Here is a 24,449-nt window from a genome sequence, read left to right as displayed (position 1 = left end):
CGCTAGAGTAGGAGGCGGCCGGGCAGTGCATGCTGCCCGGCCGCTTGATCATCTAAAAATACAGGAGACGGGCGATGGCGGCGGTATCGACATTGGGAGTCAGGCAGCAGGAGCAGAAGCTGGAGCAGGAGCTGAGCCGCGAGTGGCGCAGCTGGATCGCGGAAAACCTCATGCTGGGCAGCCACCCATCGGCGCTGATGCCGGTGCTGCAAAAGGCCGGCATCGCGGAACCCCTGGCGCGCCGCGAAGTGGAGCTGGCGCTGCAAAGCCCCTATCTGGCCGGCGCCGTGCGCCTGTCGAACCGGCTGGCCAAGCGCGACTGGGTGATCGATATCCAGCGCAAGCTGAACCAGCTGCGCACGCCCGAGATTGCCCGCCGCGAGAAATTGTCCGCGCAGGAATTCCTCGACGAATACTATTCCACCAACCAGCCCGTGATCATCACCGGCATGATGGATGACTGGCCCGCCATGGCGAAATGGAGTCCCGCGTATTTCCGCGAACATTACGCGCAGCGCGAGGTGGAGGTGCAGTTCGGCCGCGAGGCGGATGCCCAGTACGAAATGAACAGCGTGGCGCACAAGCGCAAGATGGCCTTTGGCGACTACGCCAGCCTGGTCGAGGGCAGCGGCCCGACCAACGATTTCTACATGACGGCGAATAACAATTCGCAGAACCGGCAAGCCTTGCGCGAGCTGTGGGACGATATCGGCCAGCTGCCCGAATACCTGAAGCAGGATGGCGGCCCCACGGGCTTTCTGTGGTTCGGCCCGGCCGGCACGGTGACGCCATTCCACCACGACCTGACGAACAATTTCATGGCGCAGGTGGCGGGGCGCAAGCGCCTGCGCATCATGGCGGCCTGCGAAGTGGCGCGCGTGTACAACCAGCGCCACTGTTTCACCCCCGTCGACGGGCGCGACATCGACTTGCAGCGCTACCCGCTGATGGCCGACGTGCAGGTGCGCGAATGCGTGCTGGCGCCGGGCGAAATATTATTCCTGCCCGTAGGCTGCTGGCATTTTGTCGAAGCGCTCGACGTATCGATGACGGTGGCATTCACCAACTTCAAGTGGGACAACGATTTTTACACCAAGTATCCATCGAATCACGACTTTTGATCGTTGTGCGCATTGCCGCCAACGCGCCGGGAACAGCCGCCGAACAGGCGGCTTTTTTCATGCTACGGTGCGCTTCTTGTCTAAGATATTTCCATAAAATAATTGATTCAAGTCATTTCAGTGCAAAATATTTGATATGAATGGCCATGATGTTTCATTATCCAGATGGCCATGGCGGGCGGATAATTTTATGGCTGTCGCGCCGCCGGCCAGCTGATGTTGACTTGCCGGCGCGCGTCGGCACCGACAATCATCTGGAGGCGGCAGGGCATGAACACGCAGCACACGACACAAGCAGCAATGCAGTTGCAACAAGCGCCGGCATCCGGCACCGAACTCAAGCTCGACACGCGGCTCACGCGCGAAGCGGCCGAATTGCTGGCCCGGGCCGATATCCACCTGAACGGGCGCGCGGCCTGGGACATGCAGTTGCGCAAGCCGGGCGTACCGGAGCGGGCCTTCGCCAGCGGCAACCTGGGCCTGGGCGAGGCCTACATGGACGGCGACTGGGATGCGAACCAGCTCGATGAATTCTTTTGCCACCTGCTGCGCGCCCGGGTGGCCGACGACGTGCGCCCCATGCGCCTGGCCTTCCACGCGCTGTACGCGCGCCTGTTCAACCTGCAGACGGAGCGCCGCGCCTGGATGGTGGGCAAGGAACACTACGACCTGGGCAACACGTTCTATGCGGCCATGCTGGACCCGCGCATGACGTATACCTGCGGCTACTGGAAGGATGCGGCCAACCTGGCCGAGGCGCAGGAAGCCAAGCTTGATCTGATCTGCCGCAAGCTGCGCCTGGAGCCGGGCATGCGCGTGCTCGACATCGGCTGCGGCTGGGGCAGTTTCATGCGCTATGCGGCGGAAAAATACGGGGTGCAATGCGTGGGCGTGACGATCTCGAAAGAGCAGGCCGCGTATGCGCGCGCCATGCCGGGCGGCGAGCAGCTGGACTTCCGCCTGCAGGATTACCGCGACACCAATGAAAAATTCGACCGCATCGTCAGCATCGGCATGTTCGAGCACGTGGGGCACAAGAATCACCGCACCTTCATGGAAGTGGCGCACCGCTGCCTGGAAGACGACGGCCTGTTCCTGCTGCACACGATCGGCAAGAACAAGCGCCACTCCACGTGCGATCCATGGATCGACAAATACATCTTCCCGAATGGCGACCTGCCGTCGATCGGGCAGATCGGCGACGCCATGGACGACTTATTTGTGGCCGAGGACTTGCACAACTTCGGCGCCGACTACGACAAGACCCTGATGGCCTGGCATGCCAATTTCGAGCAGGCCTGGCCGCAGTTTTCCGCCCAGCTGGGCGAGCGCTTCCACCGCATGTGGTCGTATTACCTGCTGTCCTGCGCGGGCGCCTTCCGCGCGCGCGACTTGCAGCTGTGGCAATGGGTGTTGTCGAAGCAGGGCGTGTTGGGCGGCTATGAACGCGTGAGCTGATATCATGGCTTGATGGATATCAATCAAGCACGTACCTTCCTGGAAGTGGCTTCCTGCGGCAGCTTCATCATGGCGGCCGAACGCATGCACGTGACGCAGACGGCCGTCAGCGCCCGCATCCGCACCCTGGAGCAGCAACTGGGGCGCCAGCTGTTCGTGCGCAACAAGGCGGGCGCGCGCCTGACGTCGGCCGGCGAACGTTTCTTGCGCCACGCGGCCACCATGGTGCAGGTGTGGGAGCGGGCGCGCCACCAGGTGGCCCTGCCGCCGGGGCGCGATGACGCCGTCAGCATCGGCTGCGAGCTGAGCCTGTGGCAGCCGCTGCTGGGCGACTGGCTGATCCGCATGAGCCGCGACTGCCCCGAGATCGCCCTGCGCGCGGAAGTCGACAGCCCCGCGCGCCTGCTCGACGCCGTGCACGACGGTTCGCTGGACCTGGCCGTGCTGTACAACCCGCCGCAGCGCCCCGGCCTCGTCAGCGAACTGCTGGCCGAGGAGAAACTCGTGATGGTCACGACGCGCGACGACGGGCAGATGCATGCCGACACCTACGTGTACGTGGACTGGGGGCCGGCCTTTGCGGCCAACCACCAGGCGGCCTACCCGGAACTGAGCAGCCCGCCCGTGTCCATCTCGCTGGGGCCGCTGGCCCTCGTGTATTTGCTGGAGGTGGGTGGCGCCAGCTACTTCCGCATCGGCTCGGCCCAGCCCTACCTCGATGCGGGCTTGCTGCACCGCGTGCGCGACGCGCCCGAATTCTCGCATTCGGCCTACGCCGTGTATGCGGCCCAGCGCGACAATCCCACCCTGGACCGCGCCCGCGCCTGCCTGCTCGACGTCGCGGAGAAGGTCAGGTAGATGCTGCAGACGTAAAAAAGCCGACCCGAGGGTCGGCTTTTATTTTCATGCTCTGGCGCATAAAACGTTCAGGGCGAGGTGCGGTGCCGAAGACAGTACGACTGGTACGGCGAGGCACTGCGACGCCGCCCTGGGCGTTTTCGCGCTAGCGCTTAGTCGCGGCTGCCGCCGGCGAAGCCCAGGAGCGACAACAGGCTGGTAAAGATGTTGTACACGTCCAGGTAGATGCGCAGGGTGGCCGAGATGTAGTTGGTCTCGCCGCCGTTGATGATCTGCTGCACGTCATACAGGATGTAGGCCGAGAAGATGGCGATGGCGACCATGGAGATCACGATCGACAGTGCCGACAGGCCCAGGAAAATGTTCGCCACCGATGCCAGGATCAGCACGATCACGCCGGCGAACAGCCATTTGCCCATCGCGGAAAAATCGCGCTTCGACACCGTGGCAATCGTCGCCATGACGGCCAGGATGGTGGCCGTGCCGCCGAACGCCGTCATGATCAGCATGCCGCCGTTCGAGTAGCCGAGCGTGCGCGTCAGGATAGGCGTGAGCATCAGGCCCATGAAGAAGGTGAAGCCCAGCAGGACGGCGACGCCCAGGCCCGAGTTCTTGGTCTTCTCGATCGCGTACATGAAGCCGAAAGCGACGGCCATGAAGATGATGAAGCCCATGCCGCCGGTCAGCATCGGCAAATGCATTTGCACGCCGATGAAGGCGCCCAGCACGGTCGGTATCATGGACAGTGCCAGCAGCCAGTAAGTGTTGCGCAAGACCTGGTGGCGGACTTGCTGCATGCCCCCCGACAGGTCAAAGGTGCGTTGCATGTTCTGATTCATAGTGCCTCCGTGTTGTCAATTCAAATTACTACTTTGCCCAAGGATAGCATGGACCCCGGTTTTTACAAAAAAACCAGCTTAAGATTTCATTAAACCCAGGCGGTGCGCAAGGATGCCCCCTGCCTCTCTGGGTGATATGGGGTGGAGTATGGTAAAATCAAAGGTTGATTGAGTTATCAATTTACCGTTTTAAACCTTTCTTTTTATTGGAGTTTTCACACATGGCAATCGAACGCACCCTGTCGATCATCAAACCAGACGCAGTTGCAAAAAACGTAATCGGTCAAATCTACACCCGTTTTGAAAACGCTGGCTTGAAAATCATCGCTGCGCGCATGACCCAACTGACCCGCGAACAAGCCGAAGGCTTCTACGCAGCGCACAAAGAGCGCGGCTTCTTCAAGGACCTGGTTGACTTCATGGTTTCCGGTCCAGTCATGATCCAAGCCCTGGAAGGCGAAAACGCCGTTCTGGCCCACCGTGACCTGATGGGCGCGACCGATCCGAAGAAAGCAGAAAAAGGCACGATCCGCGCCGATTTCGCCGATTCGATCGACGCCAACGCCGTGCACGGCTCCGACGCTGTCGAAGCTGCTAAAGTGGAAATCGCTTACTTCTTCCCAGAACTGAAGGCTTAATTGCCTTAGATAACGTTATTTCCTGGCGTTATCTGTGAAATAACTTATCACCCCCTGTTCCCGCTGCGCTGTGGAGTTTTCGCTCCCGCTGCGCGCGGGGACGGATTTTTAGAATAGACAAGATCATGAATACGACGACCCTCACCAACTTGCTGGACCTCGATCCCGCGCAACTCATCGCCTATTGCGCCGAGTTGGGGGAGAAACCGTTTCGTGCGAAACAATTGCAACGTTGGATACACCAGTTCGGCGCGTCCGATTTCGACGCCATGACGGACCTGGCCAAGTCGCTGCGCGACAAGCTGGCCACGCGCGCCGAAGTGCGCGCCCCGGCCATCATCAGCGACCATACGTCGACGGATGGCACGCGCAAGTGGCTGGTCGACGTGGGCAATGGCAATGCCGTGGAAACCGTGTTCATTCCGGAAGACAACCGCGGCACCCTGTGCATCTCGACCCAGGCCGGCTGCGCCGTGAACTGCCGTTTCTGCTCGACGGGCAAGCAAGGCTTCAACCGCAACCTGTCCGTGGGCGAAATCATCGGCCAGCTGTGGATGGCGGAATTCCAATTGCGCCGCACCAAGGGCATCGAGCCGGGCCCGAAAGGCGAGCGCCAGATCACCAACGTGGTGATGATGGGCATGGGCGAACCGCTGCTGAACTTCGAGCCCACCGTCACGGCCCTGAAATTGATGCTCGACGACAACGCCTACGGCCTGTCGCGCCGCCGCGTGACCCTGTCGACCTCGGGCGTGGTGCCCATGATGGACAAGCTGTCGCAGGAAGTGCCGGTGGCCCTGGCCGTCTCGCTGCACGCCTCGAACGACACCTTGCGCGATGGGCTGATTCCACTGAACAAGAAATACCCGCTGAAGGAATTGATGGCGGCCTGCAAGCGCTACCTGGAATTCGCCCCGCGCGATTTCATCACCTTCGAATACTGCATGCTCGATGGCGTCAATGACAGCGACGAGCACGCGCGCGAACTGCTGGCGCTGGTGCAAGACCGCGAGTTCGGCGTGAACTGCAAGTTCAACCTGATCCCGTTCAATCCCTTCCCCGAGTCGGGCCTGTTCCGCTCGAAAAACCCGCGCATCAAGGCCTTTGCCCAGGTGCTGATGGATGGCGGCATCATCACCACCGTGCGCAAGACGCGCGGCGACGATATCGATGCGGCCTGCGGCCAGCTGGCCGGCGAAGTCAAGGACCGCACCCGGGTGCAGGAACGCATGGAAAAGATGACGGAATACCAGCAAAAGTTTGGTGCCAATTTCGGCAAGATCGTGGAGATCCGCTCCTGATGGGGGAAGGCATGGCTTACCATCGCTCACTCGCTGTGGCCGCTGTTAGCCTGGCTGTGCTGCTGGTCGGCTGTGCTTCCGCCGCGGACAAGGATCAAGCAGCCTCTGTCGAGCAGCGCGCCGCCTTGCGCTTGCAGTTGGCCAGCGCCTATTATATGCAGGACCAGTTTGTGGTGGCGTTGGCCGAAGCGGAGCAGGCGGTGCGGCTGGTGCCGGACGACGCCCAGGTGCGCGGCATGCGCGCCCTGATTTTTGCCGCCCTGCGCCAACCGGTGGCTGCTGAAAAAGATTTTCTTTACGCATTGCGCCTTGCGCCCCACAATCCCGAGTTGAGCAATAATTATGGCCTGTTTCTGTGCCAGACGGGGCGCGCGGCGCAATCGCTGGCGTATTTCGATGCCGCAGTGCAAGATGCCGCCTATGCCACGCCTGAACTGGCGCTGCATAATGCGGCGGCGTGCAGCCTGGCCATGAAAGATTACCCGCGCGCCGCCGGCTACTGGCTCAAGGCGGAGCGCATCGCACCCGGCGCGGCCATCACCTATGCCGGCCTGGTGCGCGTGTATTACCAACAGCAAGACTACCGGCACGCCGCTTATTATCTTGAACGGCTCGGTAAAGTAGCGACAATGGAGAGCCAGACGGCCGATGTGCTGTGGCTCGGGATCAAGGTGCAGCATAAGCTCGGGGATGCGGGTGCGGAAGCTGGCCTGGGGGCGCATTTGCGCAACCACCATTCCGGCTCGTCCGAATATGCTGCTTATCAAAGTGGGGCGTTTGATGAGTGAGACAGGGATACCAATGAATTCAGAGTGGGCAGAAACGCCTCAGCAGCAGCCCCAGGGCAATCTGGCGTCGGCAGGCGCGCAGTTGAAGGCACAGCGCGAAGCGCTGGGCTGGCCGGTGGAACAGGTGGCGGACCAGCTCAAGCTGGCGCCGCGCCAGGTGATCGCGCTGGAAGAGGGCGACATGGCGGCCTTGCCGAACCTGGCCGTGGTGCGCGGTTTCGTGCGCGCCTACGCCAAGGTGGTGCGTCTCGACGCCGCGCCGCTGGTGGCCATGATCGAAGTCCATCCGGCGCCGGCGCAAGACCCGGCCGCGCCCGTGCGGCGCGAGATTTCCGCCACGTTTTCCGAATCGCGCTTCCCGTCGATGACGCAGCGTTCGTCGAACCAGACGCCCCTCTGGATCGCCGGCGCCGTGGCCGTCGTCGTGGCGGCCGCCTTTGGCGCCTATAAACTCGGCTATGTGCCGGCCAGCCTGCTGTCCTCGCACGCGGAGAAGGAAGCGCCGCACGCGGACGTGGGCCCCGTGGAAACGACCCTGATCAAGCCGGGCCAGGACTTGACGCCCGTGCAGACGCCGTCCGTGCCGCTGATTTCCGTGCCGCCGCCGCCAGGCAACGATACGCAGACGGGTGCGCCCGCCGCGTCCGCCATCGCCTCGGCGCCCGCCGCCGTGGTGCCGCCAGCGGCCGTGCCAGCGCCGGCGACAGCGGCGACGGCCGCCGCCACGCCGCCCGTTGCGGCCGCGGCCGTGGGCGCGAATGCGCTGGTGCTGAAGGTGGAGCAGGATTCCTGGGTCGAGATCCGCCGTCCCGGCGCTTCTCCGCTGATTTCGCGCATGGTCAAGGCGGGCAGCACGGAAACGTTCGATATCACGGGTCCTGCCACTTTGGTGGTGGGCAAGCCGGGTGTCGTGCAGGCAACCTTGCGCGGCGCCAAGCTGGATCTGCCGACAGTGGCCGGTGGCACGATTTCGCGTGTCAGCATCAAATAATTGCAGTAATCGTTCAAGCAAACTCAGAAGATAATATTATGGCTACCTCGAAAACAGCGATCGGCTCCGGTCCCTCCGGCCGGCGCGACAGCCGCAAGGTGCTGATCTCGCATGGCCAGCGCCAGATCTGGGTGGGCGGCGACGCCCCCGTGGTGGTGCAGTCGATGACGAACACAGATACCGCCGACGCCATCGGCACGGCGATCCAGATCAAGGAGCTGGCGCGTGCCGGTTCCGAACTGGTGCGCCTGACGGTGGACCGTCCTGAAGCGGCTGCGGCCGTGCCCTACATCCGCGAGCAGCTCGACAAGATGGACATCGACGTGCCGCTGGTGGGCGATTTCCACTATAACGGCCATACCCTGCTCAATGACTACCCCGATTGCGCGCGCGCGCTGTCGAAGTACCGCATCAATCCGGGCAACGTGGGCAAGGGCGCCAAGCGCGACACGCAATTCGCGCAAATGATCGAAGCGGCCTGCAAGTACGACAAACCGGTGCGCATCGGCGTGAACTGGGGCAGCCTGGACCAGGCCTTGCTGGCGCGCATCATGGACGAGAACGCGGGCCGCGCCGAGCCGTGGCCGGCGCAAGCCGTCATGTATGAAGCGCTGGTGACGTCGGCGATCGAAAACGCCGTGCGCGCCGAAGAGCTGGGACTGGGCCGCGACAAGATCATCCTGTCCTGTAAAGTCTCTGGCGTGCAGGACCTGATCGCCGTGTACCGCGAACTGGCGCAGCGCTGCGACTATCCGCTGCACCTGGGCCTGACGGAAGCGGGCATGGGTAGCAAGGGCATCGTGGCGTCCACCGCGGCCCTGGCCGTGCTGCTGCAAGAGGGCATCGGCGACACCATCCGCATTTCGCTCACGCCGGAACCGGGCGGCGACCGCACGCGCGAAGTCATCGTCGGCCAGGAAATCCTGCAAACCATGGGCTTGCGCAAGTTCGCGCCGATGGTCATCGCCTGCCCCGGCTGCGGCCGCACGACGTCGACCACCTTCCAGGAACTGGCCGACAACATCCAGACGTATCTGCGCGAACAGATGCCGGAGTGGAAGAAATCGTATCCGGGCGTGGAAGCGATGAACGTGGCCGTCATGGGCTGCATCGTCAACGGCCCCGGCGAATCGAAGCATGCGAACATCGGCATCAGCCTGCCCGGCACGGGCGAGTCGCCGGCCGCGCCCGTGTTTGTCGACGGCGAAAAAGTCGTCACCCTGCGCGGCGAACGCATCGTCGAGGAATTCCAGGACATCGTCTTGAATTATGTACAAAGTCACTACGGAAAAACGGTTGCCGCCTGAGCCTGATCCGATCAAAAGCAAAGAAGAACACTATGTCCGAAAATAAAAAAGCAGAGAAAATCACCGGCGTGAAAGGCATGAACGACGTGCTGCCGGCCGACGCCCCGCTGTGGGAATTGTTTGAAAACACGGCCCAATCCGTGCTGCAAAGCTATGGCTTCCAGCAGATCCGCACGCCGATCGTGGAAGAGACGAAATTGTTCGCGCGCGCCATCGGCGCCGTCACCGATATCGTGGAAAAGGAAATGTATTCGTTCACCGATTCGATGAACGGCGACAACCTGACCCTGCGCCCTGAAGGCACGGCCGGCGTGGTGCGCGCCGTGGTCGAGCACAACCTCGTCTACGAAGGCCCGAAGCGCCTGTGGTACAAGGGCCAGATGTTCCGCCACGAGCGTCCGCAGAAGGGCCGCTACCGCCAGTTCCACCAGTTCGGCGTGGAAGCCATCGGTTTCACGGGCCCGGATATCGACGCCGAGATCATCATGCTGTCGCGCCGCCTGTGGGATGACTTGGGCCTGGAAGGCATCCGCCTGGAACTGAACTCGATCGGCGACGCGGCCGAGCGCCTGCGCCACCGCGCCGACCTGATCACCTACCTGGAAAGCCACAGCGAGCTGCTCGACGAGGAAGCCAAGCGCCGCCTGCACAGCAATCCGCTGCGCATCCTCGACACCAAGAATCCTGCCATGCAGGACCTGGTCAACGGCGCGCCGAAGCTGCTGGACTACCTGGGCGAGGAATCGCTGGCGCACTTCCACGGCGTACAGAAGATCTTGAACCACAACAATATCCCGTTCACCATCAATCCACGCCTGGTGCGCGGCCTCGATTACTACAACCGCACGGTGTTCGAGTGGGTCAGCGACAAACTGGGCGCGCAAGGCACGGTGTGCGCCGGCGGCCGCTATGACGGCATGGTGGAAATGTTCGGCGGCAAGCCGACGCCCGCCGTCGGTTTCGGCATGGGCGTGGAACGCCTGGTGCTGCTGATGAAGGACGCGGCCGAGCCGGAAGCGCCGGCCCAGTGCGACGTCTACCTGGTGCACCAGGGCGAGCAGGCAGGCTTGCAAGCGTTCGTGCTGGCCGAGCGGATTCGCGATGCGGGCCTGGACGTTGTGCTACATTGCGCAGCGAGCAACGGCGGCGGCAGCTTCAAGACGCAAATGAAAAAGGCCGACGCCAGCGGCGCGGCGTTTGCCGTGATCATGGGCGACGATGAAATCGCCAATAACGTCGCCACGGTGAAAGCCATGCGCGAAGCCGATGCGGGCGCGCAGCAAAGCACGGTGCCGTTCGACGATGTCGTCGATTACGTGGTGGACCAGATCATCGGCGACCATGACTGCGGCCATGACCACGGTCCTGGCGGCCACGTGCATCACCACCACTGATTTGAAGCAACACAGTTCTACCCTCGATCAACTACTCATTAAAACTGACGACCATGGCATACGATCACGAAGAACAAGAACAACTGGCAACCCTCAAGGCCTGGTGGCAGCGCAATGGCAATCTGACCTCCTGGGTCCTGATCGTGGCGCTGGCAGGTTATAGCGGCTGGGCCGGCTGGCAGTACTACCAGCGCACCCAGGCGGCGCAAGCGGGCCAGCTGTACGACGAATTGCAAAATGCCATCGCCGCCAAGGACACGGCCAAGGTCATGCGCGCGGCCGGCGACATGCAGTCGCGCTTCAGCGGCACGGCTTACGCGCAGATGAGCGCCCTGGCCGCGGCCAAGGTGGCGTTCGACGCGAATGACCTGAAAACGGCGAAGACCCAGCTGCAATGGGTGGCCGAGCATGGCACGGACGAGTACAAGGCCATCGCCAAGCTGCGCCTGGCCGGCGTGCTGCTCGATGAGAAAGCCTACGATGAAGCGCTGAAAGTGCTGGCGACGGCTTCCGTGCCGCAATTTGCCGGCGCCGTGGCCGACCGCAAGGGCGACATCCTGGTGGCGCAAAACAAGCTGGCCGATGCCCGCACCGCCTACCTGGCCGCGCTGGCCGCGACGGACAAGAACAACCCAGGCCGTCAATTGATCCAGGTCAAGCTGGAAGCGATCGGCGGTACGGTACCGGACGACAAGGCCAAGGCTGACAAGGCCGCCGCCTGACAGGCACACTGACGGTTCGCGGCGCGGCGTTCTCGCCGCCCGTCTTGCCCTTACAAGTACAAGAAAAAGGTTGGATAACACTTATGCGTGTCACTGAAAAGCTGGTAGCTGCAAGCCTGTTGGCCCTGATGGCCGGTTGCTCGTCCTGGAACCCGTTTGCCTCGAAAGATCCGAAAGTCGAGCCGGCCAAGCTGGTCGAGTTAAAATCGAGCATCGCCGTGCGCGACGCCTGGAAATATTCGATCGGCAAGGCCGGCGTGTATGCGTTCTCGCCAGCGCTGGCGGGCAGCAGCCTGTACGTGGTCAACGCCGAGGGCGCGCTGGCGCGCCTGGATGCGGCCAGCGGCCGTGAAACCTGGCGCATCAAGGCCGGCAGCGATATCACCTCGAGCGCCGGCAGCGATGGCACGGTCGTGGCCGTGGGCGCCGCCAAGGGTGCCGTGCTGGCATTCGACGCGGATGGCAAGCAGCTGTGGAAGGCGCAGGCGTCCAGCGAAGTGCTGACGCCGCCAGTGGTGGGCCAGGGCGTGGTGGTGGTGCGCAGCGTGGACAACCGCATCGTCGGCTTCGACGCCAAGACGGGCGAGCGCAAGTGGACCGTGCAGCGCGCCACGCCGGCATTGACCTTGCGCAATGCGCCGGGCATGGTGCTGGGCGGCGCCAACGTGTATGTGGCCCAGCCGGGCGGCAAGCTGCTGGCACTGACGGCGGCGACCGGTGTGGTACGCTGGGAAATCGTCGTCAGCGAACCGCGCGGCGCCACCGAACTGGAGCGTGTCTCCGACATCGCCGGCACGCCGGTGGTGTTTGAAAGCGAAGTGTGCACCGTCACCTACCAGGGCAAGGCGGGCTGTTTTGACGCCGCCACGGGCGTGCCGCGCTGGACCAAGCCAATCTCGTCCGATGTGGGCGTGGCCGTCGACCAGCGTTTCGTGTTTACCGCCGACGACCAGGGCGCCGTGGTGGCATTCAGCCGCGACGGTGGCCAGAGCGCGTGGAAGAATGATGCGCTGGCGCGCCGCCGCCTGTCGACGCCGGCCTCGTTTGGCCGCAGCGTTGCCGTCGGCGACTATCAAGGTTATATCCACTTCCTGTCACGGGAAGATGGCGCATTAATAGGTCGGGTCAGCACCGACGGCAGTCCGATTGTTTCGGCTCCCGTCGTTGCCGGTTCGAATTTGATTTTTCAAACCCAATCAGGGACAGTGATCGCTCTCGCGGTCGAGTAATACAAATGAAGCCGGTAATTGCACTAGTAGGTCGACCCAATGTTGGGAAATCGACTTTATTCAATCGTCTGACCCGCTCGCGCGATGCGCTGGTGGCGGATTTGCCTGGGTTGACGCGCGATCGTCACTATGGCGAAGGCCGTGTCGGCGAACGTCCCTTCCTGGTCATCGATACGGGTGGTTTCGAACCCGTCGCCAAGGAAGGCATCATGCACCAGATGGCCCTGCAGACCAAGCAGGCCGTGGCCGAGGCCGACGTGGTGGTGTTCATCGTGGACGGCCGTCAGGGCCTGACCCCGCATGACAAGACCATCGTCGACTTCCTGCGCAAGAGCGGTCGTCCGGTCTTGTTGGTGGTCAACAAAAGCGAAGGCATGCGCTACACGGCCGTCGTGTCCGAATTCTATGAATTGGGCATGGGCGATCCGTATGCGATCTCGTCGGCGCACGGCGACGGCGTCAACGACCTCGTCGAAGTGATGCTGGACCTGGCGTTCGCGCAGCGTCCGGATGAGCCTGAAGAGCTGGAAAAGACCGACCGCGGCATCAAGATCGCCCTCGTGGGCCGTCCGAACGTGGGCAAGTCGACGCTCATCAACACCCTGCTGGGCGAAGAGCGCGTGATCGCCTTCGACATGCCGGGCACGACGCGCGACTCGATCGAGATTCCGTTCGAGCGCGATGGCCAGCAATACACCCTGATCGATACGGCCGGTATCCGCCGCCGCGGCAAGGTGTTTGAAGCGATCGAGAAGTTCTCGGTGGTGAAAACCCTGCAGTCGATTTCCGAAGCCAACGTGGTGGTGCTGATGCTCGACGCGCAGCAGGATATTTCCGAGCAGGACGCGCATATCGCCGGCTTCATCCTGGAATCGGGCCGCGCGCTGGTGGTGGCCGTGAACAAATGGGATGGCTTGCAATCGCACCAGCGTGACGAGATCAAGATCGATATCGACCGCAAGCTCGATTTCCTCTCGTTCGCGCAGATGCATTTCATTTCCGCGCTGAAGGGCACCAACATCGGTCCACTGATGAAGTCGCTCAACGCCGCGTATGCGGCCGCCATGTGCGACCTGTCGACGCCGAAGCTGACGCGCGCCCTGATCGAGGCCGTGGAGAAGCAGGAGCCGCGCCGCAAGGGCTCGATTCGTCCGAAGCTGCGCTATGCCCACCAGGGCGGCATGAACCCGCCTGTGATCGTTATTCACGGCAATGCACTGGACGCCGTTGGCGATCCGTACAAGCGCTATCTGGAAAAACATTTCCGCGATACCTTTGCGCTCGTCGGCACGCCATTGCGCATCGAGCTGCGCACGGGTAAAAATCCGTTTGCACGCACGCCCAGCAAGTAAAAACGGCTGGCTCAGCGTGAAGGGTTAAGCCTTAATTAAGGCGCCGCGGCAATAATGCGGCGCCGACAGCAAATAAATATGGCCATTTGCACGGAAATAATAAAGTGTTAATGCGCCATGCGCGACAGCGATCGCGAAAACAGGTTACAGTAGCTGTGACGCATCTTTCTCTCTTTGAAAGGTGTGAGAGCACTTGAAATCAAGCGAGTCGCCTCCAATTCTTACACAACAACATAAACAACGGAGCTGTTATGAGCAACAAAGGGCAACTGTTACAAGACCCATTCCTCAATGCATTACGCAAAGAGCATGTTCCTGTCTCGATTTACCTGGTCAATGGCATTAAATTGCAGGGCCATATCGAATCGTTCGATCAATATGTCGTATTGCTGCGCAATACGGTCACGCAGATGGTGTACAAGCACGCCATCTCGACAGTGGTGCCGGCCCGTGCCGTCAATCTCAATATTGAATCCGAAGCGGAGTAAAGCGTTGAGCTTGACGGCCCAGCGCCTTTCACCCTCCATCGCCCCCGTCCGCGCCAGCGGCGCTGATGCGTTTGCATCGGCGTCGGCGTCCGTTTCAACTTATCTGTTGCCATCATGCGCGCGGCACTAGTCGGGGTTGACTTCGGTCACAGCGACTTCGCCGCCAGCATGGAGGAACTCATGCTGTTGTCGCGTTCGGCTGGCGCGGAACCGATTTCCACCATCACGGCCAAGCGTTCCAGTCCCGATTCCGCCTACTTTGTCGGCAGCGGCAAGGCCGATGAGATTGGCGACGCCGTCGTCAACGATGGCCTGGAAATCGTCATCTTCAATCACGCCCTCTCGCCTGCCCAGCAGCGCAATCTGGAAAAGCGCCTGAATGTGCGGGTGCTCGACCGTACCAGCCTGATCCTCGACATCTTCGCGCAGCGCGCCAAGAGCCACGAGGGCAAGCTGCAAGTCGAGCTGGCCCAGCTGCAGCATCTGGCCACGCGCCTGATCCGCGGCTGGACTCACCTGGAACGGCAAAAGGGCGGTATCGGCTTGCGCGGTCCCGGCGAGACGCAGCTTGAAACGGACCGCCGGCTGATCGGCGACCGTGTCAAGGCCCTGCGCGCGCGCCTGGAAAAGCTGCACAAGCAGCGCGAAACGCAGCGCCGCGCGCGCGGCCGCAATCACACATTCTCGGTGTCCCTGGTCGGCTATACCAATGCCGGCAAGTCGACGCTGTTCAATGCCGTGACGAAGGCCGGCGTGTATGTCGCCGACCAGCTGTTCGCCACCTTGGACACCACCTCGCGCCGGGTCTACCTGGGCCAGGAAGTGGGCAATGTGGTGATCTCCGACACGGTCGGCTTCGTGCGCGAATTGCCGCACCAGCTGGTGGCCGCCTTCCGCGCCACGCTCGAAGAAACCATCCATGCCGATCTGCTGCTGCACGTCGTCGACGCCGCGTCGCCGGTGCGCATGGAGCAGATCGAACAGGTCAACCTGGTCCTGAAAGAGATCGGCGCCGATCATATTCCGCAAATCCTCGTGTGGAACAAGATCGATGCGGCCGGGCTGGAGCCTTCGGTGGAACGCGACGAATATGCTACGATCAGTCGCGTGTTCGTCAGTGCGCAGAAGGGCAGCGGTCTCGACCTGCTGCGCGATGCCATTGTCGAGATGGCCAGGAAGGCGCCGGGTTCGGCCCACCTCTATCAGAACGATGGGAGCGGCGAAGCCCCGCTGCAGGAAGATCAGTTTGACGGTCAGTACGACCCGCAGGACCAGCACGATGGCGCCGCCCCGGACCAGGCCGAAGAGCCTGGCGAGGACGATAGGTTTTCCACCCACTCCAAAGTCGGAACACGATAGTTATGCTTGTCTCCCTACTCAAAAAAACAGGCTTGAAGTTGTCCCTGAACGATCCCCGCTGGGGCAATCGCAAGGACGACGGCAAGAAAGCCCAAGAAGGCAAAAAGCCCGGTGAAGGTCCGCCGGACCTCGACCAGCTATGGCGCGATTTCAATCAGCGCCTGAACGCCTTTTTCGGACAGAAGAACCGTCCCGACAACGGCGGCAATGGCGGCAACAATAGCGGCGGCCCGCGTCCCGACATGAAGGGCGCGGGCATCACCGCCGGCGTCGTCGGCATCATCGCGGTGCTGATCTGGCTGGCCAGCGGCGCCTTCATCGTGCAAGAGGGCCAGAGCGGCGTCGTGCTGACGTTCGGCAAAGTCACGCGCACCACGCCGGCCGGTTTCAACTGGCGCTGGCCGTATCCGTTCCAGACCGACGAAACCGTCAACGTGTCGCAGGTGCGCACGGTGGAAGTGGGCTATCGCCAGTCGCTGCGCAACAAGCAGGCCAGCGAGTCGCTGATGCTGACGGACGATGAAAACATCATCGACATCCAGTTCGCGGTGCAATACACCTTGAAGGATCCCGTCGAATGGCTGTTCAACGTGCGCGACCAGGAAGACACCTTGCGCCAGGTCGCCGAAACGGCGATCCGCGAAGTCGTCGGCCGCAGCAAGATGGACTTCGTGCTGTATGAAGGCCGCGAAAAAGTGGCCTTTGACACGCAAAAATTGATGCAGCAGATTCTGGATGATTACAAGGTTGGCGTGTTGATTAACAACGTGACGATGCAGGCCGTGCAGCCGCCGGAGCAGGTGCAAGCCGCCTTCGACGACGCCGTCAAGGCCGGCCAGGACCGTGAGCGCCAGAAGAATGAAGGCCAGGCTTACGCCAACGACGTCATTCCGAAAGCGCGCGGCGCCGCATTCCGCTTGCTGCAGGAAGCCGAGGCGTACCGCTCGATGGTGACCGAGAACGCCGAAGGCAATGCATCGCGCTTCAAGCAGGTGCTGGTCGAGTACCAGAAGGCGCCGGCCGTGACGCGTGACCGCATGTACCTGGAAACCATGCAGCAGGTCTTCAGCAGTGCCAGCAAGGTCATGGTCGACGCCAAGACGGGCAGCAATCTGCTGTATCTGCCGCTCGACAAGTTGATCGCCCAGCAGGCGGCGTCGGATGCTTCGGCCGCGGCAGCGCGCGCCGCGGCGGCCGCACCCGCAGCCAACACCGTATTGCCACAGGAAGCCATGCAGACAGTAGAAGTCAATTCGCGTCGCGACAGCCGCTCTTCGCGTGAACGGGAGAGCCGCTAATGAACCGTATCGTTGCCGCCCTGATCGCGGGCTTTATCGCGATCATGCTCCTTTCCTCGACCGTGTTCGTCGTCGATCAGCGTAAGTACGCCATCGTCTTCGCCCTGGGTGAATTCAAGGACGAGATCAGCGAACCAGGCTTGTACTTCAAGCTGCCGCCGCCGTTCCAGAACGTCATCTACCTGGACAAGCGGGTCCTGACGCTCGACACGCCGGAGCCGGAGCGCTTCATCACGGCCGAGAAGAAGAATATCCTCGTCGACGCGTATGTGAAGTGGCGCATCGTCAATCCGAGGACCTATTTCCGCAGCTTCGGCGGCGATGAAAGCCGCGCCCGCAACCGCATGTCGCAAATCGTCAAGGCCGCCCTGAACGATGAAATCACCAAGCGCACCGTGCGCGAAGTGATCTCGGGCGAACGCGGCAAGGTGATGCAGGCGATCAAGGCCAAGGTGGCCGCCGAGGCCGAGGCCATCGGCGTGGGCATCGTCGATGTGCGCCTCAAGCGCGTCGACTACGTCGAGCAGATCAACAACTCCGTGTACGAGCGCATGAAGTCCGAGCGCGTGCGCGTGGCCAATGAATTGCGTTCGACCGGTTCGGCCGACTCCGAGAAAATCCGCGCCGACGCCGACAAGCAGCGCACGGTGATCCTGGCCGAAGCCTACCGCGAAGCCGAGAAGACCCGCGGCGAAGGCGATGCTAAGGCGTCGCAGGTGTATGCGGAAGCGTTTGGCAAGAATCCGGAGTTCTACAAGTTTTACCGTAGCCTGGAAGCTTACCGTGCCACCTTCAAGGACAAGGGCGACGTGATGGTCGTCGATCCAAGCTCGGAATTCTTCAAGTACTTCAAGGGCAACGGCACGGCCGCTCCGTCCAAGAAGTAAGGCGGCATCCCGGCCCGCAAGGGCGGGGGCGGCGACAGCGGGGCCGGCATCGATGCCGGCCCCGCTTTTTTTGTGCCCGCCGCAGCGTTGCGGGAAGGCGTAAAATGCGGTGTTTTTAGGGCTGTGCGGCAGCGTTTCGGACAACTTATCCCTAAAGGCCCGTGTTTTCGCGTAAAATATCAGGTTCGGCCTCTTGCCTGGCGCGCTCGCCGCTGCCTCGCATGATGCATTTTTCAACTTTCTTCCGTATCTCGCTCCCTCATGCCGAATTGGCTTTTGCCCGAAAATATTGCCGATGTTCTGCCGTCGGAAGCGCGCAAGATCGAAGAGCTGCGCCGCCTCATGCTGGATAATTTCCGTCTGTACGGATATGAACTGGTGATGCCGCCGCTGCTCGAGTATCTTGAATCGCTGATGACAGGCGCTGGCAAGGATACCGACCTGCGCACGTTCAAGCTGGTCGACCAGCTGTCCGGCCGCATGCTTGGCCTGCGTGCCGACATGACCACGCAAGTGGCGCGCATCGACGCCCATCTGCTCAACCGTGCCACCGTGACGCGCCTGTGCTATGCCGGCAGCGTGCTGCATACCCGTCCATCGGGCTTGCACGCCACGCGCGAGCCGCTGCAGATCGGCGCCGAAATCTATGGCCACGCCGGCCTGGAAGCGGACGCCGAGATCCAGGAACTGGCGCTCGCCTCGCTGGCACTGGCCGGTTTCGACAGCGTGCGCCTGGATTTGTCGCACGTCGGCCTGTTGCGCGCTATCATTGCTCAAGATGCCGCCGCCATGCGCGACGAGGCTGCGCTGTACACCTTGCTGCGCGCGAAAGATGCGCCGGGGTTGCGCGCACTGACCGCCGGCTACGACGCCGTGACGCGCGATGCGCTGCTGGCCTTGCCGAACCTGTATGGCGACATCGACGTGCTGGCGCGGGCGCGCGACGTGCTGCCGCCGCTGCCGGGCGTGCTCAAGGCGCTGGCCGAACTGGCCGTGCTGGCGGGATCGGCCCTGGGCCGCGCCGAAGTGGCGATCGACCTGGCCGACCTGCGCGGCTACCAATATGAAAGTGGCGCGATGTTTGCGCTGTATGTACCTGGCTTGCCGAACGCGGTTGCGCGCGGCGGCCGTTATGACCACGTCGGCGAAGCGTTCGGCCGGGCACGTCCCGCGACCGGCTTCTCGCTCGATTTGCGCGAACTGGCGCGCCTGCTCCCTACGGCGGAACGGAAGCATTCGATCCGCGCCCCATGGGGCAGCGCGCCAGAATTGAAGGAAAAAATCGCCGAGTTGCGCAAGGCGGGCGAGGTCGTGATCCAGAGTTTGCCGGGTCACAGTAATGAACAAGACGAGTTCGAGTGCGATCGCGTGCTGGTACTTGCCGATAATGGTAGTAGCTGGATTCTTAAAAACTTAGGTTGAGTGATGTCAAAGAAAATTATGGCAAAGAACGTTGTTGTCATCGGCACCCAATGGGGCGATGAAGGTAAAGGCAAGATCGTCGATTGGTTGACCGATCACGCCCAAGGCGTGGTGCGCTTCCAGGGCGGCCACAATGCAGGCCACACGCTGGTCATCGGCGGCGTGAAAACGGCGCTGCAGCTGATCCCGTCGGGCATCATGCGTCCAGGCGTCGCCTGCTACATCGGTAACGGCGTGGTCGTTTCCGTGCCGGACGTGCTGCGCGAAATCGACAAGCTGGAAGCGGTGGGCGTCGAAGTCGCCTCGCGCCTGAAAGTGTCGGACGCGGCACCCGTGATCCTGCCTTACCACTCGGCACTCGACCTGGCCCGCGAAGCGGCGCGCGGCGCGGCCAAGATCGGCACCACGGGCAAGGGCATCGGCCCGGCCTACGAAGACAAGGTGGCGCGCCGCGCCATCCGCGTCGCCGACTTGCTGAACGAGAGCCGTTTCGCTGAAAAGCTGGCGGAAAACCTCGATTACCACAACTTCGTGCTGGAGCACTACCTGAAGGCGCCGCGCATCGACTACCAGAAGACCCTCGACGACGCGCTGGCCTATGTACCACGCCTGCGTCCGATGGTCACCGACGTGTCGAGCGCGCTGTACAAGGCGCACAAGGCCGGCGCCAACCTGCTGTTCGAAGGCGCGCAAGGTTCCCTGCTGGACGTCGACCACGGCACCTATCCGTTCGTCACCTCGTCGAACTGCGTGGCCGGCAATGCCGCCGCCGGTTCGGGCGTCGGCCCCGGCATGCTGCACTACATCATGGGCATCACCAAGGCCTACACGACGCGCGTCGGCTCCGGCCCGTTCCCGTCGGAACTGCCGACGGATGCTGGCGTCGGCCACCACCTGGCGCAAGTCGGCCATGAATTCGGCACCGTGACGGGCCGTGCCCGCCGCTGCGGCTGGTTCGACGCCGCCTTGCTGCGCCGCTCGGTGCAGATCAACGGCGTGACGGGCATGTGCCTGACCAAGCTGGACGTGCTGGACGGCATCGAAACGCTGAAGCTGTGCACCGGCTACACCATCGATGGCGTGGCCACGGACATCTTCCCGTCGGGCGCCGAAGAAGCCGCCCGTTGCGTGCCGGTGTACGAAGAAATGCCGGGCTGGACGGAAAGCACCGTCGGCGCGAAGTCGCTGGCGGCCCTGCCTGCCACGGCCCGCGCCTACATCAAGCGCATCGAAGAACTGGTCGGCGTACCGGTGGACATGGTGTCGACCGGTCCGGATCGTGAAGAAACGATCGTGCTGCGCCACCCATTCGAATAAGCTGCTGGACACAATCCGCCGCAAGGCGGATTTTTTTAATCAAGCCAATAACAAGATTCCACTATCATGACTACCCCACAATCGAACGATCAACATCTCTGGGTCAACTGGGAAGAGTACCACCGCCTGATCGAGCGCCTCGCGCTCAAGGTCCACGAATCGGGCTGGAAATTCGACCAGGTATTGTGCCTGGCGCGCGGCGGCGTGCGTCCCGGCGACGTCTTCTCGCGCATCTTTGATTTGCCGTTGGCCATCCTGTCGACCAGCTCCTACCGCGAAGACAAGGGCACCACCCAGGGCGACCTGGATATCGCCAAGTACATGACCATGACCAAGGGCCCGCTGGCCGGCCGCATCCTGCTGGTCGACGACCTGGCCGATTCGGGCGTCACGCTGGACAAGGTCACGCGCCACCTGAAGGACAACTTCCCGGGCGTGACCGAAGTCAAATCGGCCGTGATCTGGCTGAAGGGCTGCTCCGTCGTGCGTCCCGACTACTTCCTCGACGAGCTGCCACACAACCCGTGGATCCACCAGCCATTCGAAGACTATGACGGCCTGCGTCCGCACCAGCTGGCGGCGTGGATCAAGAAGGGCGAGTCGAGCAAGTAATTCGCTTGCACTCTTGCTAAAAAAAGACGATCGTGTATCGTCTTTTTTTTCGTCCAAGGAAATGCCATGACCATCCTGCACACGGCGCGCCTGCGCCTCGAACCCGTCACCGCCCAGCACTACGACGCCATGCACGCCATGAACTCGGATACCGAAGTGATGACTTACCTGAACGCGGGCCAGCCGGAGACGGAGGAACACACGCGCGCGGCCCTGGCCCGCATCATGGGGCGCTGGGCCGAGTGGGGCTATTCGTGGTGGGCCTTGATGCGCACCGAAGACGAGGTGCTGGTGGGGCTGGCCTGCCTGCAGCATCTCGGTGGCGACAGGGCGCAGCCGCACGAAATCGGCTGGCGCCTGGCGCGCGCCGGCTGGGGCAAGGGCTATGCGAGCGAAGCGGCCAATGCCATCGTCGCGCATGCCTTCGACGTCATCGGCGCGCCCGAAGTGGTGGCCGTGGCCCATCCTGACAACGCCGCCTCGATCAAGGTCATGACGCGCCTGGGCATGCAGTACGTGGGCATGGAGCGCCATTACGACATCGACAGCGTGGTGTACCGGCTGGCGCGCCCATGACGGCAGCGACGAAGCCCCTGAAGCTGGGCTGCAGCTACAGCGTGCAGTTTTCGCCGGACGGCACGCGCCTGGCCGTGCTGGGCCGCGACCTGGTGCTGTGGGACGTGGCGGCGCGCCAGAAAGTATGGCGCGGCAAATTCATCGCCCATTGCTCCAGCATGGCGTTTTCGCCCGACGGCGCCCGCCTGGCCATCAAGAGTACGACCGGCCAGATGGCCGTGGTGGAGGCGGCATCGGGGCAACTGCTGCTGAACTTCCAGAACAGGAAGGATGGCGAAGGCTGCGGCCCCGCGTGGTCGCCCTGCGGCCAGTATCTTGCCGATGGCGGCTGGGATGGCCGTTTGCGCGTGCGCGACGCGCAAACGGAGCAAGTCATGTTCACGCAGGAACACCCGGGCGAGATGCTGCGCGGCGCCTATGCCATCGACGGCGGTCGGCGCCTGCTGGTTTTGCATGGCGTGAAATCGGTGGCGCAAGGGCAGCTGCAGCCGCCCGACTACTGCAGCGTGTGGGACTGGCCCTTGCAGGCCGGCGCCGGCCGCGTGGCGCTGTCGCTGCCAGGCTTGAAGTCCTGCGCGGCTTCGCCCGATGGCGCGCACCTGGCCGTGCTGCACTACGCTGGCGGCCAGGAGTATCTGTCCGTGCATGCGCTGGCCGATGGCCGCCAGCTCGCCAGCGTTCCTGTGGAGGCGGGCGGCGGCACGGGCGACGCCTTGCGCTGGCTGCCCGACGGCGGCGCGCTGGGCCGCATCGGCAAGGGCAAGCTGCTGTTCTACGCCTGGCCCGGCCTCGAGGTCGTGGCCGACCACCCGTTTACCTACCCGTGCGCGCTGGCCTTCCTGCCTGGCTCGCCACTGGCCGCCATCGGCTCGTGGGAAACGGGCATGCTGACGGAATTGAATCTACCTGAGGAAACCCCATGATCACCTGCTACCTGCGCTACATCATCGACCCGTATAAATTGCAGGAATTCGAAGCCTACGGCAAGTTGTGGATACCGCTGGTCGAACGCTTCGGCGGCCGGCACCACGGCTACTTCCTGCCATCCGAGGGCGCCAGCAACGTGGCCCTGGCCATGTTCTCGTTTCCCAGCCTGGCCCTGTATGAACAATACCGCGCCGATTCGCTGCAGGATGCCGCATGCCAGGCCGCGTTCCGCTACGCCGAGGAGACGCGCTGCATCATCAGCTACGAGCGCAGTTTTTTCCGGCCCGTGTTCGGGCAAGCGGGGCGGCCTCAGTCCGCATGAAACTCGCTGGCCGAGACGAACAGGTCCCACGAGGCGATGAACAGGGCCGCCACCACGGGGCCGATGACGAAGCCGTTCAGGCCAAACAGGGCCATGCCGCCGACGGTCGACAGCAGCACCACGTAGTCGGGCATCTTGGTGTCCTTGCCAACCAGGACGGGGCGCAGCACGTTGTCGACCAGGCCGATGACGAAGACGCCGAAGGCGGCCAGGCCCGCGCCTTGCCAGATGGCGCCGGTGGCCAGGAAATACACGGCCACGGGCGCCCAGACGAGGGCGGCGCCGACGGCCGGCAGCAGTGACAAAAAGGCCATCAGCACGGCCCACAGCAGGGGTGCCGGCACGTCGAGGAACCAGAACGCCAGGCCGCCGAGGGCGCCCTGGGCGATCGCCACGAGGATGTTGCCTTTCACGGTAGCGCGGATCACCGTGGTGAAATTGGTGAACAGGCGCTGCTTGTATTTGCGGCTCAGCGGCACGGCATCGCGGATGCGCGCCGACAGGGTCGAGCCATCGCGCATGAGGAAAAACAGCAGGTACAGCATGATGCACAGGCTGGTGATGAATTCAAACGTGTACAGGCCCACATTGATGGCCTTGACGGCCACCACCTGGCTCACCTGCTTGGCGCCGTCGGCCAGCTTGTCTTGCAGGCTCGCCAGGCTGGACAGGTTGAAGCGGTCGAGCAGATTGATCAGCCATTGCGGCAGCACGGCCATGATCTTGTTGAAGAACATGCCCACCGTGAGGTCGCCCGAGCGCACCATCTCCACCACAGCCGCCGCCTGGTTCACCAGCGACACGGAAATGAGCGACAGGGGCAGGATGACGATGAGGATAATCAGCAGCAAGGTGAGCAGCGAAGCGAGGGCGGCGCGCCCCCTGGTTTTGCGCAGCAGCCAGCGGTAGACGGGCGCGAACAGGATCGCCAGCACCACGCCCCAGAAGATGGCGCCCGCATACGGCGCCAGTATCCAGCCGAAGCCGATGGTGACGATGCTCAGCAGGAGCAGGAACACTTTCTGGTGCAGCGTGAGGGTAGACATGGGCGGTAGCGCAATGATAATGGTTGAGTTGCCCCATCATAAGCGAGGCCCGGGGAAGGGGGCTAGACAATTGTGCCCTTGCGTGCGCCATGCCACACGGGTCGGGCCCATGCGGCATGCTGTTGCGGTGCGCTTCGGCTGGTTCCTGCGATGTTGCAAGAAAATCCGCAAATCAAGATAAGCACTTGCTGATGCAA

General features: G+C 62.7%; 24 protein-coding genes. 22 read left to right on the top strand and 2 right to left on the bottom strand.

Going from position 1 to position 24,449, the window contains the following annotated elements; genetic code table 11:
* Positions 1-74 precede the first annotated feature (74 nt).
* The 3 genes from BM193_RS02815 to BM193_RS02805 all read left to right on the top strand — a co-directional run bounded on the left by BM193_RS02815 (position 75) and on the right by BM193_RS02805 (position 3,437).
* On the top strand, positions 75-1,121 hold the full coding sequence (locus BM193_RS02815) for a cupin-like domain-containing protein (protein WP_092795203.1): 1,047 nt from the start codon (positions 75-77) through the stop codon (positions 1,119-1,121).
* Positions 1,122-1,391: 270 nt separating this feature from the next.
* The gene (gene cfa, locus BM193_RS02810; protein WP_092795201.1) at positions 1,392-2,579 is read left to right on the top strand and encodes a cyclopropane fatty acyl phospholipid synthase; all 1,188 of its coding nucleotides are present in this window, start codon (positions 1,392-1,394) and stop codon (positions 2,577-2,579) included.
* 12 nt (positions 2,580-2,591) lie between these two features.
* Positions 2,592-3,437, top strand: a complete 846-nt coding sequence (locus BM193_RS02805) for a LysR family transcriptional regulator (RefSeq protein WP_092795199.1) — start codon at positions 2,592-2,594, stop codon at positions 3,435-3,437.
* Between the two features lie 152 nt (positions 3,438-3,589).
* Here BM193_RS02805 and BM193_RS02800 read toward each other — a convergent pair whose 3' ends face one another.
* The gene (locus BM193_RS02800; RefSeq protein ID WP_034752039.1) at positions 3,590-4,276 is read right to left on the bottom strand and encodes a Bax inhibitor-1/YccA family protein; all 687 of its coding nucleotides are present in this window, start codon (positions 4,274-4,276) and stop codon (positions 3,590-3,592) included.
* A 221-nt stretch (positions 4,277-4,497) separates the two neighbouring features.
* Between BM193_RS02800 and ndk the strand changes: the two genes are divergently transcribed.
* From ndk to BM193_RS02705, 19 genes are all read left to right on the top strand, one after another.
* The gene (gene ndk, locus BM193_RS02795; protein ID WP_092795197.1) at positions 4,498-4,914 is read left to right on the top strand and encodes a nucleoside-diphosphate kinase; all 417 of its coding nucleotides are present in this window, start codon (positions 4,498-4,500) and stop codon (positions 4,912-4,914) included.
* A gap of 125 nt (positions 4,915-5,039) precedes the next feature.
* The gene (gene rlmN / locus BM193_RS02790; protein ID WP_092795195.1) at positions 5,040-6,215 is read left to right on the top strand and encodes a dual-specificity RNA methyltransferase RlmN; all 1,176 of its coding nucleotides are present in this window, start codon (positions 5,040-5,042) and stop codon (positions 6,213-6,215) included.
* 11 nt (positions 6,216-6,226) lie between these two features.
* Positions 6,227-7,003, top strand: coding sequence for a type IV pilus biogenesis/stability protein PilW (gene pilW / locus BM193_RS02785; RefSeq protein ID WP_092796985.1), 777 nt, complete (start codon positions 6,227-6,229; stop codon positions 7,001-7,003).
* Positions 7,004-7,016: 13 nt separating this feature from the next.
* Complete coding sequence (locus BM193_RS02780; protein WP_092795193.1) at positions 7,017-7,994, top strand: helix-turn-helix domain-containing protein; 978 nt, start codon at positions 7,017-7,019, stop codon at positions 7,992-7,994.
* Between the two features lie 38 nt (positions 7,995-8,032).
* Positions 8,033-9,301, top strand: coding sequence for a flavodoxin-dependent (E)-4-hydroxy-3-methylbut-2-enyl-diphosphate synthase (ispG, locus tag BM193_RS02775; RefSeq protein WP_092795192.1), 1,269 nt, complete (start codon positions 8,033-8,035; stop codon positions 9,299-9,301).
* A 32-nt stretch (positions 9,302-9,333) separates the two neighbouring features.
* Positions 9,334-10,695, top strand: coding sequence for a histidine--tRNA ligase (gene hisS, locus BM193_RS02770; protein WP_092795191.1), 1,362 nt, complete (start codon positions 9,334-9,336; stop codon positions 10,693-10,695).
* Between the two features lie 53 nt (positions 10,696-10,748).
* Complete coding sequence (locus BM193_RS02765; RefSeq protein ID WP_092795189.1) at positions 10,749-11,417, top strand: YfgM family protein; 669 nt, start codon at positions 10,749-10,751, stop codon at positions 11,415-11,417.
* An 83-nt stretch (positions 11,418-11,500) separates the two neighbouring features.
* Positions 11,501-12,646, top strand: a complete 1,146-nt coding sequence (bamB, locus tag BM193_RS02760) for an outer membrane protein assembly factor BamB (protein WP_092795187.1) — start codon at positions 11,501-11,503, stop codon at positions 12,644-12,646.
* A gap of 5 nt (positions 12,647-12,651) precedes the next feature.
* On the top strand, positions 12,652-13,998 hold the full coding sequence (gene der, locus BM193_RS02755; RefSeq protein WP_070221915.1) for a ribosome biogenesis GTPase Der: 1,347 nt from the start codon (positions 12,652-12,654) through the stop codon (positions 13,996-13,998).
* Positions 13,999-14,249: 251 nt separating this feature from the next.
* Entirely contained in the window at positions 14,250-14,486 is a 237-nt protein-coding gene (gene hfq, locus BM193_RS02750) for an RNA chaperone Hfq (RefSeq protein ID WP_008450615.1), read from the top strand.
* 114 nt (positions 14,487-14,600) lie between these two features.
* Positions 14,601-15,845: a GTPase HflX gene (gene hflX / locus BM193_RS02745; protein WP_092795186.1), complete on the top strand. Its 1,245-nt coding sequence runs from the start codon at positions 14,601-14,603 to the stop codon at positions 15,843-15,845.
* A gap of 2 nt (positions 15,846-15,847) precedes the next feature.
* Positions 15,848-17,143 carry an FtsH protease activity modulator HflK gene (gene hflK / locus BM193_RS02740; RefSeq protein ID WP_092795184.1) on the top strand — a complete coding sequence of 432 codons (1,296 nt, stop codon included), beginning with the start codon at positions 15,848-15,850 and terminating at the stop codon, positions 17,141-17,143.
* On the top strand, positions 17,143-18,030 hold the full coding sequence (gene hflC, locus BM193_RS02735) for a protease modulator HflC (protein WP_092795183.1): 888 nt from the start codon (positions 17,143-17,145) through the stop codon (positions 18,028-18,030). The genes hflK and hflC overlap by 1 nt, the downstream gene beginning before the upstream one ends.
* Positions 18,031-18,291: 261 nt before the next feature.
* Positions 18,292-19,452, top strand: a complete 1,161-nt coding sequence (locus tag BM193_RS02730) for an ATP phosphoribosyltransferase regulatory subunit (RefSeq protein ID WP_092795181.1) — start codon at positions 18,292-18,294, stop codon at positions 19,450-19,452.
* Between the two features lie 3 nt (positions 19,453-19,455).
* A complete protein-coding gene (locus BM193_RS02725) occupies positions 19,456-20,769 on the top strand; it encodes an adenylosuccinate synthase (protein WP_077407287.1) in 1,314 nt (437 codons plus the stop codon).
* A gap of 66 nt (positions 20,770-20,835) precedes the next feature.
* A complete protein-coding gene (locus tag BM193_RS02720; RefSeq protein ID WP_092795180.1) occupies positions 20,836-21,381 on the top strand; it encodes a phosphoribosyltransferase in 546 nt (181 codons plus the stop codon).
* A gap of 66 nt (positions 21,382-21,447) precedes the next feature.
* Positions 21,448-21,957, top strand: a complete 510-nt coding sequence (locus tag BM193_RS02715; RefSeq protein ID WP_092795178.1) for a GNAT family N-acetyltransferase — start codon at positions 21,448-21,450, stop codon at positions 21,955-21,957.
* On the top strand, positions 21,954-22,880 hold the full coding sequence (locus BM193_RS02710; protein ID WP_092795176.1) for a WD40 repeat domain-containing protein: 927 nt from the start codon (positions 21,954-21,956) through the stop codon (positions 22,878-22,880). The genes BM193_RS02715 and BM193_RS02710 overlap by 4 nt, the downstream gene beginning before the upstream one ends.
* Positions 22,877-23,206 (top strand): NIPSNAP family protein, encoded by a 330-nt coding sequence (locus BM193_RS02705; RefSeq protein ID WP_092795174.1) that lies wholly within the window; start codon positions 22,877-22,879, stop codon positions 23,204-23,206. The genes BM193_RS02710 and BM193_RS02705 overlap by 4 nt, the downstream gene beginning before the upstream one ends.
* On the opposite strand, the gene BM193_RS02700 is transcribed toward BM193_RS02705, so the two are convergent.
* The gene (locus BM193_RS02700; protein WP_092795173.1) at positions 23,194-24,252 is read right to left on the bottom strand and encodes an AI-2E family transporter; all 1,059 of its coding nucleotides are present in this window, start codon (positions 24,250-24,252) and stop codon (positions 23,194-23,196) included. The two genes, BM193_RS02705 and BM193_RS02700, sit on opposite strands and share 13 nt — an antisense overlap.
* Positions 24,253-24,449: the final 197 nt, after the last annotated feature.

Origin of the sequence: Janthinobacterium sp. 344, from assembly GCF_900112025.1 — a bacterium.
In the GTDB taxonomy this organism is placed as follows: domain Bacteria; phylum Pseudomonadota; class Gammaproteobacteria; order Burkholderiales; family Burkholderiaceae_D; genus Janthinobacterium.
The sequence above is the reverse complement of the archived record's forward strand: the minus strand, read 5'-3'. Positions and strand labels throughout refer to the sequence as shown.